At 54.1% G+C, this 17,412-nt stretch carries 11 protein-coding genes; 8 read left to right on the top strand and 3 right to left on the bottom strand.

The window, feature by feature from the left end:
- The first annotated feature begins 297 nt into the window (after positions 1-297).
- Entirely contained in the window at positions 298-798 is a 501-nt protein-coding gene (locus ENI00_RS04035; RefSeq protein WP_304099159.1) for a MarR family winged helix-turn-helix transcriptional regulator, read from the top strand.
- A gap of 22 nt (positions 799-820) precedes the next feature.
- Here the strand turns inward: ENI00_RS04035 and lon are convergent, their stop codons facing one another.
- A complete protein-coding gene (gene lon, locus ENI00_RS04030) occupies positions 821-3,271 on the bottom strand; it encodes an endopeptidase La (RefSeq protein WP_304099155.1) in 2,451 nt (816 codons plus the stop codon).
- 165 nt (positions 3,272-3,436) lie between these two features.
- Between lon and trxA the strand changes: the two genes are divergently transcribed.
- Positions 3,437-4,312: a thioredoxin gene (gene trxA, locus ENI00_RS04025; protein WP_304099152.1), complete on the top strand. Its 876-nt coding sequence runs from the start codon at positions 3,437-3,439 to the stop codon at positions 4,310-4,312.
- 78 nt (positions 4,313-4,390) lie between these two features.
- Here trxA and ENI00_RS04020 read toward each other — a convergent pair whose 3' ends face one another.
- Positions 4,391-5,755 carry a KamA family radical SAM protein gene (locus ENI00_RS04020; protein WP_304099150.1) on the bottom strand — a complete coding sequence of 455 codons (1,365 nt, stop codon included), beginning with the start codon at positions 5,753-5,755 and terminating at the stop codon, positions 4,391-4,393.
- A gap of 641 nt (positions 5,756-6,396) precedes the next feature.
- On the opposite strand from ENI00_RS04020, the gene aceE reads away from it, so the two are divergent.
- The gene (aceE, locus tag ENI00_RS04015; protein ID WP_304099147.1) at positions 6,397-9,060 is read left to right on the top strand and encodes a pyruvate dehydrogenase (acetyl-transferring), homodimeric type; all 2,664 of its coding nucleotides are present in this window, start codon (positions 6,397-6,399) and stop codon (positions 9,058-9,060) included.
- A gap of 10 nt (positions 9,061-9,070) precedes the next feature.
- The gene (aceF, locus tag ENI00_RS04010) at positions 9,071-10,777 is read left to right on the top strand and encodes a dihydrolipoyllysine-residue acetyltransferase (protein ID WP_304099142.1); all 1,707 of its coding nucleotides are present in this window, start codon (positions 9,071-9,073) and stop codon (positions 10,775-10,777) included.
- Positions 10,778-11,166: 389 nt separating this feature from the next.
- Here aceF and ENI00_RS04005 read toward each other — a convergent pair whose 3' ends face one another.
- Complete coding sequence (locus ENI00_RS04005) at positions 11,167-12,357, bottom strand: DcaP family trimeric outer membrane transporter (RefSeq protein WP_304099139.1); 1,191 nt, start codon at positions 12,355-12,357, stop codon at positions 11,167-11,169.
- Positions 12,358-12,527: 170 nt separating this feature from the next.
- Between ENI00_RS04005 and ENI00_RS04000 the strand changes: the two genes are divergently transcribed.
- From ENI00_RS04000 to astA, 4 genes are all read left to right on the top strand, one after another.
- Entirely contained in the window at positions 12,528-13,979 is a 1,452-nt protein-coding gene (locus ENI00_RS04000) for an exonuclease domain-containing protein (RefSeq protein WP_304099135.1), read from the top strand.
- A 98-nt stretch (positions 13,980-14,077) separates the two neighbouring features.
- The gene (locus tag ENI00_RS03995; protein WP_304099132.1) at positions 14,078-15,292 is read left to right on the top strand and encodes an aspartate aminotransferase family protein; all 1,215 of its coding nucleotides are present in this window, start codon (positions 14,078-14,080) and stop codon (positions 15,290-15,292) included.
- 8 nt (positions 15,293-15,300) lie between these two features.
- Complete coding sequence (locus tag ENI00_RS03990; RefSeq protein WP_304099131.1) at positions 15,301-16,329, top strand: arginine N-succinyltransferase; 1,029 nt, start codon at positions 15,301-15,303, stop codon at positions 16,327-16,329.
- Entirely contained in the window at positions 16,323-17,387 is a 1,065-nt protein-coding gene (gene astA / locus ENI00_RS03985) for an arginine N-succinyltransferase (protein ID WP_304099129.1), read from the top strand. The genes ENI00_RS03990 and astA overlap by 7 nt, the downstream gene beginning before the upstream one ends.
- Positions 17,388-17,412 lie beyond the last annotated feature (25 nt).

The raw sequence follows: 17,412 nt of genomic DNA, 5'->3' as shown, positions 1-17,412 counted from the left end.
AACAAACACTACACATCCAGACTTGTCAAGCTAGCCCGAGGCTTCTTTAAGTTTTAAACATCCGCCGGTCTGATCCCGGGGGTTTTCTGTATTTTTCTCAAGATGCTCCGGGGACGCCAGTGTGCGGAAGCTTTCATAGTCACGCAACTGCTTGGGGCTGATATTGCTCTACATATCGCTCCCGGTTCATTTACAGGGGAGATTGGGGGAAATGCGACTTGCATTCGAGAGTGCGAAGACCTCTAATCGTTAGTGGTGTAAACAAACGGCCGAAAGGCGTCAGCGGGGCAGTACACAGTGAATAATTATGAACATGTTCTGGTAGCGCTGAGGCGGGTGATCCGGGCAACGGATCTTCATTCCAAACGTCTTAGCAAGAACGCGGGGCTCACCGGCCCGCAGCTGTTAATCATGCGAACAATCCGTGATCTGGGTGAGGTTACCATCGGCACGATTGCCGACAAAGTCAGCCTGAGTCAGGCCACGGTTACCACTATTCTTGATCGGCTTGAGCATCGAAAACTGGTTTATCGGGTTCGCAGTACGCAGGATAAACGCAAAGTTCATGCGCACCTAACCGAGGATGGTGCAGATATACTCTCCCGTGCGCCGAATCCTTTACAGGAAGACTTCATCAAAAAATTCCAGAGCCTTCATGAATGGGAGCAGAACATGATTCTGGCGTCTCTTCAGCGGGTTGCGAACATGATGGATGCGGACCACATAGATGCATCACCGGTGCTGGATGTTGGCCCCATGTTGAAGGACGATGGCTGGAAAGAGAAAGAAAAAGCATAAGCTTTTCTTTCTCTTTTTCGCGTCAGTGAACGGACGACCCCGTCTTCGGCTTATGGCCAAAGCACACCTGAAACACATCGTTGTAATGCCGGGCGAAGTTGACGGTCAGGCCGTCCCTGAGATAGTCCGGTAGCTCCTCATAATCTCCGCGGTTCGCTTCTGGCAAAATAAGATTGCTGATTTTTTGCCGACGGGCTGCGATGACTTTCTCGCGTATACCGCCTACGGGAAGAACCTGTCCGGTGAGGGTCAATTCTCCGGTCATTGCGGTGTTTTGCTGAGGCACTTCACTGCGGGCAATAGACAACAGGGCCGTTGCCATAGTGACGCCGGCACTCGGGCCGTCTTTGGGTGTTGCGCCCTCTGGCACATGAAGATGTATGAACGATTTGTCGAAAAATCCGGGATCGCCCTTGTAGCGTTTCAGGTTAGAACTGACATAGCTGTGCGCGATTTCTGCCGATTCTTTCATCACATCGCCAAGCTGCCCGGTTAACTTGAAACCGCGTTGAGTGTTGTGCACCCGGGTGGCTTCTATACTGAGGGTTACGCCGCCCATGGCCGTCCAGGCGAGACCCGTGACCACGCCGGTACCCTTGAGTGATTTTTCTTTTCGGAAGGCCGGTTGGCCCAGGTATTCCTGCAGATCGGATATGCCCACTCTCACAGGGTCATTCGGGGCTTCCAGTAGTTTCACGATGCCCTTGCGCATGATCTTGTGCAGCAGCTTTTCCAGGCTCCGCACACCGGCTTCACGAGCATAGCCTTCAATAACCTGACGAATAGCGGCATCGGTAATGTTGAACTGCTTTTTCAGAAGCCCGGCCCGTTTCAAAAGGCGGGGAAGCAGGTGGTGTTTGGCGATCGTCAGCTTTTCTTCCCCGATATAGCCAGACAAGCGGATAACATCCATGCGATCCAGAAGCGGTCTCGGAATGGTGTCTAGCTGGTTGGCCGTGCAAATAAACAGTACCTTTGACAGATCCAGGCGAACATCGAGGTAGTGGTCCAGAAACTCCTTGTTTTGCTCCGGGTCGAGTGTTTCGAGAAGAGCCGAGGCCGGATCGCCGTGGTAAGAGGCGCCAATTTTGTCGATCTCGTCCAGCATGATGACGGGGTTGGCAACTTTGGTGTCTTTCAGAGCCTGTACAAACTTGCCCGGCATCGCTCCGATGTAAGTACGCCTGTGGCCCTTGATCTCGGCTTCGTCACGCATGCCACCAACGCTGAAGCGATAGAATTTACGCCCGAGCGCGTCCGCGACGGAATGGCCTATTGATGTTTTGCCCACGCCCGGCGGGCCAACAAGCAGAAGAATGGACCCGCTGATTTCGCCCTTGAACGTACCCTCTGCCAGGAATTCGATAATCCGGTCTTTTACATCGCCAAGGCCGTCGTGATCGCGGTTCAGTGTGCTGCGGGCCTTGGCCAAATCAAATTGATCTTCGGAGTGCACGCCCCAGGGTACATGAGTCAGCCAGTCCAGATAATTGCGGGTGACGCCATACTCCGGCGAGCCCTGTTCCAGAATCTGCAACTTCTGCAATTCCTCCGCGAATCGTTCCTGCACGGCCTCTGGGGGCTTGAGCTCGGCCATTCGGGTTTCAAAGCGCTCGGCGTCTGCCGTTTTGTCGTCTTTCGACATCCCAAGCTCGCGCTGGATAACTTTGAGCTGTTCTTTCAGGAAGAAATCACGTTGATGCTTTTGCACCTTCTCGTTCACTTCTTCGCTGATTTCAGACTGCAGGCGCGCCACCTCCAGCTCTTTGCGCATCAACAAAAGCACTTTTTCCATGCGCCTCAGCAACGGCACCGTGTTCAGGATATCCTGCAGTTCCTTGCCGGGAACGCTGGTCATGGAGGCGCCAAAATCTGTCAGCGGTGAACTGTCTTCAGGGCCAAAACGCGAGAGGTATTGCTTTACTTCCTCGCCATACAGCGGGTTGGTACGAAGGAGTTCTTTGATCGCACTAATGATTGCCAGGGTATAGGCCTTGGTTTCATCCGCATCTTCCTGAGGCTCTTGCGGGTACTCTACCTCCACCAGATACGGAGGCTTGCGGCGCAACCACTGCACAATGCGAAAACGCTGCAAACCCTGCGCAATAAACTGAACATTACCGTCTTTGTTTTGCGCGTGATGGATGCGCACTGCGCAGCCAACGGTGGCCAGCTCACTGCTCTGGGGCACCCTCTGCCCGGGCTGCTGATCATCCACAAAGCAGATGCCGAGCATTTTGTGATCGGTTTCGCTAACGCGCTTGAGTGTTTCCTGCCACGGGTTCTGGTTGACCACGACGGGTTGCACCTGTGCCGGAAAAAAAGGCCGGTTCGAGACAGGCAGTACATACATCCGTTTGGGCATGGATTGCTGGGGGAGGGCAAGATCCTTGCTGTGTTCGTTCTTGCCGATGTATTCGGTAAGGTCTTCTTCGAACTCTGCCAGCGAGTCGCTGTCTTTGTCGTGGTTCATGCCGTATCTGCTTCCTGATAGGAGAAGTGTCTCTTTACTAACTAGAGCCTAAAGTCCCATTTTCAAGCATAGTTGCGACTAATGCGTTGATTTGACGCTCTTGAATTCCGGCCCCGCGTGCCCCATCTAGGCTTTAACTCTTAATGAACATTTCAGGTGCCCGACATGAGCAGTTCTCCCCATATATTTGAAGCCACCATGGAAAACTTCCAGCAGGAGGTCATGGATGCATCCTCGGTTGCACCCGTCATTGTGGATGTATGGGCTGAGTGGTGCGCGCCCTGTAAGCAGCTTATGCCCGTGTTGGAAAAATTGGCACAGGAGTATCAGGGGGCATTCCGGCTTGCGAAGGTTAATGCGGATGAGCAGCAGGAGCTCACAGCCAGTTTGGGCGTACGCAGCCTGCCCACGATTATTCTGGTGAAAGATGGCCAGGCGGTTGATGGTTTTAGCGAAGCGCTGCCAGAAAGTGAAATTCGCAAGGTGCTGGAGAAGCATGTGGGTTTGCCCGCAGCGCTTCCTGAGGAAGATTCTTACGATAAAGCCCATCGAATATGGGAAGAGGGCGATATCGACGGAGCGCTGGAAATCCTCTCCGATATGAACCGCGAAGACCCTGAGAACCTCAAAGTGCTGATTGATCTGGCTCAGTTGAAAGCTGAATCCGGAGATCTTGAAACCGCTGAGCAGGTGCTTGAAAGCCTGCCACCAGAGGAAAAACTGCAGCACCAGGCAAAGCAGTTGGCGGCCAGAATAAAGTTTTTGAAGCAGTCTGCAGAGCTTCCGCCCGCAAAGGATCTGGAGATGGCGCTGGAACAGAATCCGAAAGACCCCAACGCCTTGCACCTGCTGGCACTTCATAGAGTGTTGCAGGAAAACAATGCCGATGCGATGGAGTTACTGGTTCGTCTGATGCAGGCAGATAGCAAATACAAAGATGAGGTGGCCAAAACCACGCTGGTTGAGTTATTTGAGAAGCTGGGCAACAGCAATCCGGACGTGCGTATTTATAGGCGCAAGCTTTATACGCTGATGCATTGATCGTAAATCAGTCAGAAACAAAAACGGGGGCGCCTCTCGGCGCCCCCGTTTTTGTTCAGCGATTGAAGTCGGAAGGCTTCAGCTATTTCCCTTCTTCATTTGCTCAAACCCATCTTCAAAGAAAAACGTCTCCTCACCAAAGGCTGGCTCCAACTCGTGCAGCCAGGTTGCGGTTTCGCTGTACTTGGCAAAGAACGGGCGCTGAACCCAGTCCGGATTGCGGCCCTGTAGAAAGCGCAGTACAAAAACTTTCTCGCCGCTCACATCGGCTATCCCTTGTATCTCCACTTTGCCTGGCCCGGCACTCATGCTGGGGCCACGAGCGGTGCGAGCCAGACCGCTGACTTTTTTCATGGCTTCGCGATAAATCTCAAAAGCTTCCGCCAGCGGCACTTCAAAGTAGTTCTTGGCGCCTGTGTCACGCTCTACAAACATGTAGTAGGGGATGATGCCAAGCTGCACTTCTTTTTTCCAAAGCCTGGCCCAGGCGTCTGCACTGTCGTTCACATGTTTGATCAGCGGGCCCTGTGCACGAATCTCCGCTCCGGTTGCGCGGATGCGGCGGATAGCCTCTTCGGCGATGTCGGTCGTGATTTCCTGCCAGTGGTTGTAATGCGCCATAATCGCAACGTGCTTGCCTGCGTCCACAAGTCTTGCGAACAGATCAATCAGCTCGTTCGCATCCTTGTCCGTCACAAAACGGTATGGCCAGAAGGTCAGGGCCTTGGTGCCGATGCGGATAGTTTGAATATGATCGAACTCTGGCTGCAATAGCGGCTCAAGGTACTGAGCCAGGCTCTTGGTTTTCATCACCATGGGGTCACCACCGGTCACCAGCAAATCGGTTACTTCGGTGTGCTCCTGCAAGTAACCGTGCAGCTTGTCGGCCTCGGTACTCGACATTTTCAGGTCTTTATCGCCCACGAACTGCGCCCAGCGGAAGCAGAAGGTGCAATAGGAGTGGCATGTCTGGCCTTGTGCAGGGAAGAACAGCACCGTCTCGCGGTACTTGTGTTGCACGCCGTCGAGCACTTCACCTTCCAGTTCCGGCATATTCATTTCCATCTGGCCAGCCGGGTGGGGGTTTAGCTCATCACGGATTTCTTTTGCGACGGCCTGAATCTCTTTTTTATCGGCGCCGTCCCGGTGCATGTGAGCCATGCGCTCAAAGTGTTCATCTTTGAGCATGCCTTTCTGCGGGAATACCAATTGATAGATGGGGTCGTTGGGTACCTTGTCCCAATTGATCAGTTCGTTGATCACATACTCGTTCACCCGGAAGGGCAACACGCTTGCGACCACCTTCATTTCAAACAGGGTGTCTTCCGGCAGGCTCTGGATAACCTCAATCTTGTCTAGTTGGCGGTCTGTGTAAACCTTGAAGCGTCGTTCCTCGAATTCCGTGGTGGGAATTCGGTTGGGAAAGGTAACGATGGAGTTCATGGTTCGCCCTCTGTGGTTGAAAGTCTGAAAATGCAGAAGGGCGAAAATGACACCGCTCCAATGGTCAAAAAATCGGCAGAGGAGTATACATAAATTGCTGTTTAGTTTCAGATCTAATAAAAGAAGCGGCAGAGACGATCGTAAATTTTTCTGGTTTGGTTTTTAAGCTATTGAAGATGTTGGGAATGTGTAAATTTTAACCGCTATTTCCCATGCCTATAATGCTTAGCCCAATAAGGATAAGAGGCGAACTGCTGGCTCTAAGACGTTGGTCGGGGTCAGGTTGTTTGACGGTGGAAAAAAGGGCATTATTACGTAACTAATCGTAATTATCTTTGTGGTTTGTCGGAAGGTCTCGGGTTTCGATCCAAATTTATGGGTAATGCGTAGTAAAAACACTACGAGAATTTGATTATATTTGGTGCGACCGGGGAGTTTCAAGGCAGAAGTTGGTGGTTCAGCAAGGACGGGTGGTGAAAGCTGTTCTATGCTTGATGAACACAAGCAGTGCCGTTAGCCGGCACTGCGTCCGGCAGACTATCCATAGTAAAACAGCTGCATTATGCAGCTTACTGATATCGCAAGCGCGGATGCCAAACTCGGCACCTGCTGCATTTTTTTGATGTGAAGGGGGAGGTTTGATGTACCAGGATGATGATCCCATTGAAACCGGTGAATGGCTTGATGCGCTCGAGTCACTGATCGAAAACGAAGGTATTGACCGGGTAAAGTACATTCTGGAGCGGCTCTCTGAGCGCGCAAGCCGGGATGGCACCGAGCTGCCTTATTCGATCACGACACCGTTCCGGAACACAATTCCGGCTGCACAGGAAGCTCGTATGCCGGGTGACCTGTTTATGGAACGCCGGATTCGTTCTTTGATTCGCTGGAACGCCATGGCGATGGTCGTACGTGCAAACAAGCGTCCGGGTGATCTTGGTGGCCATGTTTCCACCTTCTCGTCTGCAGCAACGCTTTACGACGTAGGTTTTAACTATTTCTTCCACGGTGGTGATGAAAAGCGTGAGTCCGACCTGGTCTATTTCCAGGGTCACGCGTCACCGGGTAATTATGCGCGCTCCTTTTTGGAGGGGCGATTCACCGAAGCGCAGCTCGATAAATATCGTGAGGAGGTGGATGGCGACGGGCTGTCTTCCTATCCGCATCCTTGGCTGATGCCGGATTACTGGCAGTTCCCCACGGTATCCATGGGGCTTGGGCCAATTCAGGCCATTTATCAGGCCCACATAATGAAGTATCTGGATGGCCGCGAACTCATTGAAATGGGTAATCGTAAAGTCTGGTGTTTTGTGGGTGATGGCGAAACCGACGAACCTGAAACCCTGGGGTGTATTTCCAAGGCCGGCCGCGAAAATCTCGATAACCTGGTGTTTGTGGTGAACTGTAACCTGCAGCGCCTGGACGGACCGGTGCGCGGTAACGGCAAGATTATCCAGGAGCTGGAGGGAGCATTCCGTGGTGCCGGCTGGAACGTTATCAAAGTGGTTTGGGGCCGGGTGTGGGACACTCTGTTTGATCAGGATGAGAACGGCGTTATGCAGCGGGCCATGGATGAAATCTGTGACGGTGATTTGCAGAACTTTACCCACAATGGCCCCGCGCATACCCGCAAGCATTTCTTCGGCAAGTACCCCCAGATGGCCAAGCTGGTCGAAGGCTGGTCAGATGACGACATCAACAAGCTGAATCGCGGTGGTCACGATCCTTATAAGGTTTATGCTGCCTATCAAAAGGCCGCAACCGAGACCAACGGTAAGCCAACGGTAATTCTTGCTCACACCATCAAAGGCTATGGCTTTGGCGCGGCGGGTGAGTCCCAGAATACGGCGCACTCTCTGAAAAAACTGGATCTTGATACTCTGAAGGCGTTCCGTGACCGCTTTGCGATCCCGCTAAAAGACGAAGAGCTCGAGAGCGCACCCTACTACCGCCCGGCGCCCGATAGCCCCGAGTTGGTATACATGAAGAAGCGTCGCCAAGAGTTGGGAGGTTTCTATCCCCGGCGCCGTAAGGACAGTCAGCCCCTGAAAATTCCCGAGCTGAATATTTTCAAGCAGGTTCTGGACGGCTCAAACGGCCGGGAAATCTCCCTGACCATGGTATTTGTTCGCCTGCTGAACGCGCTGGTCAAAGACAAGCGCATTGGTAAGCGTGTCGTGCCGATCGTTCCGGATGAAGCCCGCACGTTTGGTATGGAGGGCATGTTCCGGCAACTCGGCATTTATACCGCCGAAGGCCAGAAATACGTGCCTCAGGATCGTGATCAGATTATGTATTACCGTGAGGACAAAAAAGGCCAGATTCTGCAAGAAGGTATTAACGAGGGCGGCGCCATGGCCGCGTGGATGGCGGCTGCAACCTCCTACAGCACCAACAATTTCCCGCTGATTCCGTTCTACGCGTTTTATTCCATGTTTGGTTTTCAGCGCGTTGGCGACCTGGCCTGGGCTTCCGGCGACATGCAGGCGCGGGGCTTCCTGATTGGCGGTACCGCGGGCAGGACTACTCTCAACGGTGAAGGCCTGCAGCACCAGGATGGCCACAGCCACATTCTGGCCAACACCATCCCGAACTGCAGAGCTTATGACCCGTCTTACGGTTATGAAATGGCGGTGATCATTCACCATGGCATGAAGGAAATGTTTGAAGAAAACAAAAACGTTTTCTACTACATCACCATGGAAAATGAGAACTACGAACACCCCGCTATGCCCAAGGGATGTGAAGACGGCATCATCAAAGGCATGTACAAGTTCGAGTCGGTAGAAGTGAAAGGCGCCAAGAAAAAGTTGCGCGTGCAGTTGTTGAGCGCCGGCGCCATCATGAACGAGGTTCGCGCAGCGGCTCAAATGCTGAAAGATGACTGGGGCGTGGCGTCGGATGTGTGGAGCGTGACCAGCTATAACGAACTGGCCCGTGATGGGCAGCACGTTGAGCGCTGGAACCTGCTACACCCGGACGACAAAGGCCGTACCGCTTACGTCACCAAGTGTTTGGAAGCCCAAACCGGCCCGGTTGTGTCCGCCACGGACTACATCAAGCTGCACTCCGATCAGTTGCGTGGATTTATCCCGAAAACGTTCCTTACCCTCGGAACAGACGGCTTCGGCCGCAGTGATACGCGGGAGAAGTTGCGCAGTTTCTTTGAGGTGGATCGTTATCACGTAACCGTAACCGCCTTGTCTGCTCTGGCCAAAGACGGCGAGATCAAGGAAGAGCAGGTTCTCGACGCCATGCGCAAGTACGGAATCGATCGCAACAAACCGAACCCGGCGCAAAGCTAAGGAGGCCGTTATGAGTGAACAGGAAATCAAGGTTCCCGATCTCGGCGGGGCAGACGAAGTTGAGGTTATCGAGCTTCTGGTCAGCGCTGGCGATTCGGTTGAAGCAGAAGATCCGATTCTGACCATTGAGACCGACAAAGCCTCCGTAGAATTGCCATCCCCTGGCGCCGGCAAAATCATTAAGCTCACCGTAAAGGTGGGCGACAAGGTGAAAGAAGGCGACGTTGTTGGCTTGATGGACGCTAGCGAGGGATCTGACAGCGACGCGGGCGGCTCTGATGAAAGCTCCGATGAAGGCTCAAGTGATGAGCCGGAACCGAAAGCCGAGGAAAAGCCGCAGGCCAAATCCAGCGCCAAAAGCCAGGATGAACCGGCCGAGAGCAAACCCGCGCCGGCGAAAAAATCCGGTGGCTCTCGCAAGGAAATCGTTTTGGTTCCGCCGCTGGATGGCATGGAAAACGTGCCGGTTATCGAGATCAACGTGTCCGAAGGCGATACCGTTGAGGCTGACGATGCCTTGGTAACCGTTGAGTCCGACAAGGCCTCTATGGAAATCCCGTCGCCTTATGGCGGCAAAGTCGTCAAGATTCTGGTGACCGAAGGCGACAAGTTGTCTGAAGGCGATAAGCTTTTGGAATTGACCGTTGCCGGCGAAGGCGCAGAAGAAAACGAAGAACAGGACGAAGAGCAGGGCGCAGCGCCTGCTGATTCCGAGCAGGAAGCAAAGCCTGAGCCGGATGACAAGGCTCAGCCAAAAGAACCTGAGGCGCAGCCGCAGGGCTCAACTTACGAGCCGCCTGCGCCGGGAGCCAAGATTCATGCTGGCCCCGCGGTGCGCAAACTTGCCCGGGAGCTGGGCGCAGACATGACCCGCATCAAAGGGTCTGGCCCCAAAAGCCGGATTCTTAAAGACGATGTGCAAGCGTATGTGAAAAATCAGCTGCAACAGACCCAGCAGGGCAGCACCGTTGCGACCGGATCTGGTATTCCTGGCGTTAAGCTGCCGGACTTCAGCCAGTTTGGTGACATTGAGAAAGAAGCGATGTCGCGGATGATGGCGGTCACCGCAACTAACATGCAGCGCAACTGGCTAAACGTGCCCCACGTGACCCAGTTTGAGGATGCGGACATCACCGATATGGAGGCATTTCGCAAATCGCTGAAAGCCGCCGGTGAGAAAAAAGGCGCGAAGATGACGCCGCTACCTTTCATCCTGAAAGCCTGTGCAACGGCGTTGGCAGAGTTGTCGCAGTTCAATGTGTCTCTGGACATGGAACGCAAAGAGGTCATTCGCAAGCACTACATTCACATTGGTATTGCTGTGGACACGCCGAACGGATTGATGGTTCCGGTGATTCGCGATGTCGACAAGAAGGGTCTTTGGGAGCTGGCAGCAGAAAGTGCGGAGCTTGCCCAGAAAGCCCGGGACAAGAAGCTGAAGCCTGCAGAAATGCAGGGTGCCTGTTTCACCATTACAAGCCTCGGCGGTATCGGCGGCACGGCGTTCACGCCCATTGTGAATGCTCCGGAAGTCGCGATTTTGGGTGTTTCCAAGGCCGCCATGAAGCCGGTGTGGGATGGCAGTGCGTTTCAGCCAAGGCTGATGCTGCCACTGTCGTTGTCTTACGATCATCGTGCGGTAAACGGGGCGGACGCAGCGCGGTTTACGGCCGCGCTGAGTCAGTTGCTTGGGGACATTCGCTCGCTTCTTCTCTGATGTTCGGTGACTAGCCGCTCTGCAGGTTGTGGGGCGGCCTTTTGATGTGCGTCAGAAATTTCCTGTAAGCGGACACGAAAAACACGTTAAAGCGTCAAGTCAGACCATCTTGATTTATTATGTGGACATTAACTGCATGAAAAGATGTAGTTATCGCCGATCAAGAGGTTGAGATGAAATAATCAGATGCCATCAAACGCTTGGCGACCCTCCAAAGGTGTGTACGTCTACACTCTTTCCCGCCTATACGGCTGTTCCGCAACAGCTGGTCTTTGTCCTTCTCCATGGTTTATCCGTGAGCTTTGTATCTCCAACTGAATATCGTTCATCGTTTTCCAAAAAAAACCCTGGCAAATGCCAGGGTTTCGGTTTTTAAACTTCTGACTGGTTCAGAAGCTGTACTGGGCGGCAAACATCAGTCGACTTGCGTCGCCATCGTCACCGTTAACGTCATCAACCATGTAGTAGCCGTATTGAACGCCCATGGTCACAGCTTTCGCAGGAGACCACTGGTAGTTAATTATCGCACTGGTGTTGGTCTCTTGTTTGCTACCAATGTTAGCTGAGGCGGGGAGATCACGCAGCGCGTCATCCCAGTCTACGTCTACCATGCCAACGCCGGTGTTTATTGAACGGCCGCCCCCAAGGTCAAAGGACGCGCCGAGCGACGCACTGTACCCGCTGATCAGTTCAAGGTTACCCGAGCTGTCCACATAAGCGTCCTGTACAGCATAATTTTCGCCGGAACGATATAAGTAGATGTCGCCACCGGTTACGTAGTTGATAACGCCATGCAGTGAGACTGTGTCCGTGACTGCCACGGTAAGCGCGCCAAATGCGCCGTAACCGATCGCGCTGTCGTCCTGTGTGCCAGTATCGTAATCAATCTGGCGCACGAATGCGGCGGTCGAGTAGGAAACAGCGCCAGCGCTGTCCTCTAGGCGTGCGGTTACAATGGGCAGACTTGTTTTTTGCTCTATGTTTGAGCCAGCAGGCGTGATAAGGCCTGCGAAATTAAAGGGTTGTTCGAGGGAAACGGAAAACGGGCCGCTGGTGTAACGCAGCTGAGATGTCCGGAACTGGCTGCCTGCGTTGCCCGGCATGCCGTCAAATTCGAGCGTTGGGACGTAGCCAACAAAACTGAGGTAGTTTGACCAGTTGCGGCCAGCCATAACCCCCTTGTATTCGCCATAGGCATGGCGAATGCGCAGTGTACCTCCACCATTACCACGAAAATCGCCTTCAACGACTATTTTGACACCCTGTGGCGTCATTGCTTGCACGCCAAGGCGGCTCTGGAAGGCGTCAGCGCCAAAAAAGCCCGTCGCCTCGTTGTTTTCGGCTGAACCGGTGTTCACCTTACTGAAGTCGCCGGCACGGGTTGACGTCGAAATATCCTCGTTAATGTCGTAGCTGGCGTTAAGGCGGGCATAACCGTAAACATCAATCTCGTAGCCCTCCAGATCATTCTTATGGTTTACATCGCCCAGGATTTTCATCGCGCTTGCCTGACCAGCCATTCCAAAAACGGTCACAGCAGCTGCCACACGAATGGCCATTCTCAGTTTGTTGCTTTGCATTGTTGTCGTCTCCACACATTAGACAATTATTTTTGTAGGACCCACGACCAAGATAGTTACCATTTCGTGACAATTCAAATAAATTTTCACCTTGGTTAGACAAAGGTCTAGGAAAGCTTTTTGTTTTGATACAGGTATCTGCACTTCTTTTGGCGTATTAACATTGATTCATGGCATCTAAAAATAGTGATTTGAAGCTAACCACATTTGCGTTTCTCGATATTGAGACTACCGGTGGAAGTGTGTCCCACGACCGCGTTACCGAGATTGGCATCCGGTTCTGGCGCGCGGGTGAAACGGTAGGTGAGTGGCAAACGTTGCTGAACCCCGGCACGCGAATATCGCCGTTTATCGAGCAGCTGACGGGCATCTCCAATGCCATGGTTTCCGATGCGCCTGCGTTTGAGAGCGTGGCGGATACCCTGGAGGAAAAACTGCGAGATACGGTGTTCGTTGCTCACAACGCCCGCTTTGATTACGGTTTTATTAAATCGGAGTTCCGCCGGTTGGGGCGGCTGTTTTCCGCTCCGGTGCTTTGCACCGTGAAGCTCTCCCGGCGACTTTACCCCGAGTTTCGCCGCCACAATATGGATGCGCTGATTGAGCGCCACGGGCTTGAGCAGGTGCAGCGGCATCGGGCCATGGGGGATGTGTCTGCCATGCTCGCGTTTTTTACTCATGCTCTTGCCCAGAAGGGTTATGAGCAAACAGGCGAGGCTATTGCTGCGCTGATGCAGCGCCCCAGCATTCCTTCAAACCTACCTCTGGATACGCTGAATAATCTTCCGCGCGCACCGGGCGTATACCGGTTTTACGGCGAAAACGACGTGCTTTTGTACGTTGGCAAGAGCGCAAACATCGCCCAGCGAGTGGCGTCGCATTTTTCCGGGGATCACAACACCAGCCGCGGTCTCAGAATTTCCGAAAGCCTGCGGCGCGTGGAATGCACGGAAACCGCCGGTGAGCTCGGGGCCTTGTTGCTGGAACTTCAGCAGATCAAAACGTTGAGCCCGCTTTTCAACCGTCGTTCCCGTGCCGCTAAAAAACTGGTGAGCATTGAATTGGCTCTGAACGATTCCGGTTATTTGCAGGCGCGGTTAGTTCGGGAGGTAGAGCCGCATCGGCTGGGTTATTACTTCGGATTGTTTCGCAGCAAGCGCGATGCGGAACGGGCGCTCAGCGGTATTGCGGCGAAAAATGAGTTATGCAATCGGTTGTTGGGCCTGGAACCGGAACACGAAGGCCCCTGTTTTCAGCGTGCGCTGGGTCGCTGCAAAGGCGCCTGTGAGGGCACAGAGGATGTTGCACGCTATAACCTTCGGGTGCAGATTGCGTTTCACGAGCTGCGCTTGCGAACCTGGCCCTGGCCCGGACCGGTGGCGATTGTGGAGCGGCGCGACGGGCGGGATCAGCCTGACATTCTGGTTGTCTACAACTGGATGCACGTTGCCACGTTGCATGATGAAAACGAGCTGCGCGAGCTTTCATTGCGAGGCCAGTCGGTCACCTTTGATCTGGATTCCTACAAGCTGCTGGTAAAGGCGCTGATGGGGCGCACAGAAACCGCGCATTCAATAATCGAGCTGCCGGCGGTTGGCGAGCCGGATGTGCTTATGCCCTGAGTGGCGTATCATAAGTTATTGATCCGCACACCTACTTACTTGCCCGCGCAGGCAATTTTACTATTTTGTAGGCCTAACTGTTTTCCTGAGAGAGATCTATGAACAAAGAACCTGTCAGCCGCGAGCTTTTTGATGACGTCATGGTGCCCAATTACGCCCCCGGTTCGATTATTCCGGTGCGAGGCGAGGGTTCCCGAATCTGGGATCAGGAGGGGCGCGAGTTTATAGATCTTCAGGGCGGCATTGCCGTGAATTGCCTGGGGCATTCACACCCTGGGCTGATTGGGGCTCTGCAGGAACAATCAGAGAAAATCTGGCACCTTTCCAACGTGATGACCAACGAGCCGGCTTTGCGCCTGGCGAAAACCTTGTGTGATCTTACCTTTGCGGAGCGGGTGTTTTTTGCCAACTCCGGAGGCGAGGCCAACGAAGCGGCTTTCAAACTGGTGCGCCGGTATGCGTGGGAACACTCCGGGCCAGAAAAGCACGAGATCATTTCCTTTAAGGGCGCCTTCCATGGCCGCACGCTGTTTACCGTGAGTGTTGGCGGCCAGCCCAAATACCTCGAAGGATTTGAGCCGGCGCCGGGCGGCATTCACCACGCCGACTTCAATGATCTGGAATCCGTCAGAAAATTGATCTCGAAGGAAAAAACCTGCGCGGTGGTGGTTGAGCCGATTCAGGGCGAAAGCGGTGTGGTACCCGGTGACCTCGAGTTTCTGAAAGGTTTGCGTCAGCTCTGCGACGATCACGATGCACTGCTTGTTTTCGATGAAGTTCAGTCTGGTGTGGGCCGCACCGGCCATCTTTATGCGTACCAGATGTACGGAGTTGTGCCGGACATTCTAACCAGCGCCAAAGGCCTGGGCGGTGGGTTTCCGGTAGCGGCCATGCTAACCACCGCAAACATTGCGGCCAGTCTTGGCGTAGGCACCCACGGCAGCACATACGGCGGCAACGCGCTGGCTTGCGCGGTTGCCCAGAAGGTGATCGACACGGTGAGCCAGCCAGAGATCCTCAAGGGTGTGAAGGTCCGTTCTGATCATCTGCGCAAAGGCATGATGGATTTAGGCGAGCGTTACGGAATATTCAGCGAGGTTCGCGGAGCGGGTCTTTTGCTGGGCTGCGTGCTGACCGAAAAATGGCAGGGAAGAGCCAAGGAATTCCTGAACGCAGGCCTGGATGAGGGAGTGATGGTGCTGATCGCAGGCCCCAATGTGATTCGACTGGCGCCTTCGCTGATTATTCCGGATGCCGATATTGATGAGGCGCTTGAGCGCTTTGAGGCGGCCGTGAAGACACTCACAGCCTAGGAGCTTTTATGTGGCTGGTACGCCCGGCCTTACCGGATGACGTAAACCAGATACTTGAGATTGCAGGCACGGCCGGCACTGAAGCCGCTCGCCTGTCATCCACGTTGCCCAGGCAACAGGCCGCGCTTGCGGAAAAAATAGAGCACTCGCTGACGTCTCTCGCCGGTAAAATGACCGCCGGTGACAGGCCTCAGCGGTTTCTGTTTGTGCTGGAAGATACGGTCACAGGCAAGGTTCACGGCACGGCGGGCATTGACGCCCGGGCAGGCAATGGCCAGCCGTTCTACAACTATCGCCGCGATGCGCTCATTCACGCGTCTCATGAACTTGGCATTTCCAGCCGGGTGGAGGTTCTGTATCCCAGCCACGCACTGACCGATCACACGCTACTGTGTTCATTTTCGATTACGCCCGAGTTGCGCAACACCGACGCCTTTGAGCTGTTATCGAGAGCCCGGATTCTTTTCATCGCCAGCCATCGCAGATGGTTCAGCGCGCACGCCGTGGTCGAAATTCAGGGTGTTCAATGTCCGGATGGCAGCGTCCCGTTCTGGAACAGTCTGGGGCGCCATTTTTTTGATATGGATTTTGAAACGGCGGACCAGCACTCAGGCACGCTCAGCAAAACGTTTATTGCGGAGCTCATGCCGCCCAATCCTGTTTATGTCACCCTGCTTTCAGATGCGGCCCAGGCAGCGCTTGGCAAACCCCATGAATTGACCGTGCCGAATTTTGAGCTGCTGCACAGGGAAGGCTTTCAGGCGGGGTGTTATCTGGATATTTTTGATGCCGGCCCCGTGCTCGAAGCACGAACCGATGCTCTGCATACGCTGGTTACCAGCCAATCCAGAACCCTTCACGGAACCACCGAAGACGGTGGCGATACCTGCCTGATATGCGCCGGTGACGGCGCCGGATTCCGGTGTACCCTGGCCCGTGTTGCCGACACGCTCGAGGGTCCGGTCAAGGTGTCTGTGGGTATTTGGGAGGTGCTGGGCAAAACAGCGGGTGATGAGGTGAGGGTAGCGCCATGTTAGTCATCCGCCCGCTTCAGGAAGACAATCTTGAAGACCTTTACGCAATGGCGCAAAAGGCCGGCAAGGGGCTTACCACGCTGCCTGCTGATCGTGATTTGTTGCAGCGCAAGATCAACCTCGCCCGGGAAACCTTCAGCCAGCGCTGTGCACCGGAAGCGGGCCTGTATCTGTTCGCGCTGGAAGATACGGAAACCGGAAAAGCCGTGGGTATCAGCGGTATTCAGGCGCGGGTGGGGCTGGATGAGGTGTTTTACAACTACCGCCTGAGCGTTACCGTAAACGCGTCCAAAGAACTGGGCGTTCATGTGCGCACACCCACGTTGCATCTCTCGAATGATATGACAGACACCAGCGAGATATGCTCACTGCTGCTTTCCGACGACTACCACGGCGGTGGTAACGGGCTTCTTTTATCCCGCTGTCGATTTATGTACCTGGATGAGTTTCGCTCACACTTTTCTGAAAAAATATTTGCGGAAATGCGCGGTGTATCAAACGAGCAGGGTCTTAGCCCGCTTTGGGACGCATTGGGCCGCAAGTTTTTTGATATGGAGTTTACCGAGGCCGACAGATTGTCAGGGCTGGGCAATAAAGCGTTCATCGCCGAGCTGATGCCCAAATACCCTATTTGCCTGCCTATGCTGCCGGATTCAGCGCGCGCGGTTATCGGCCGGGTTCATGACAATACCGCGCCGGCGCTCAGGATGCTCCAGGCCGAGGGGTTCAACTTCAACGGCCTTGTGGACATTTTTGACGGCGGCCCGGTGGTTGAGGCGTTTATAGACACAATCCGCACGGTTCGCGACAGCAGAAATCGCCACGCCATGGTAACTCGAAAGGCAATGGATCTGGATGTGCCGGCGGCTGAGAGGGTGATGGTGTCTAACCGCTCGTTCCGTAATTTCAGGGTGACCACCGTGCCCGCCAGTTGTGTTGGCATAGACACCATCAGCTTGCCACCGGAAGTGGCAGAAGCGTTACAGGTTGAATCGGGTGATCCGGTGCGGCTGGCGCCCCTGAAGGACAGAGCAAAGTCGGCGGTAAAAGCAGCACGCTGAAAATCGTACAATTCCAGTAACGGGA

Source organism: Marinobacter antarcticus, from assembly GCF_011049865.1.
Taxonomy (GTDB): domain Bacteria; phylum Pseudomonadota; class Gammaproteobacteria; order Pseudomonadales; family Oleiphilaceae; genus Marinobacter; species Marinobacter antarcticus_A.
Note: the sequence above shows the minus strand (reverse complement) of the source record. Positions and strands in the feature narration are given on the sequence as shown.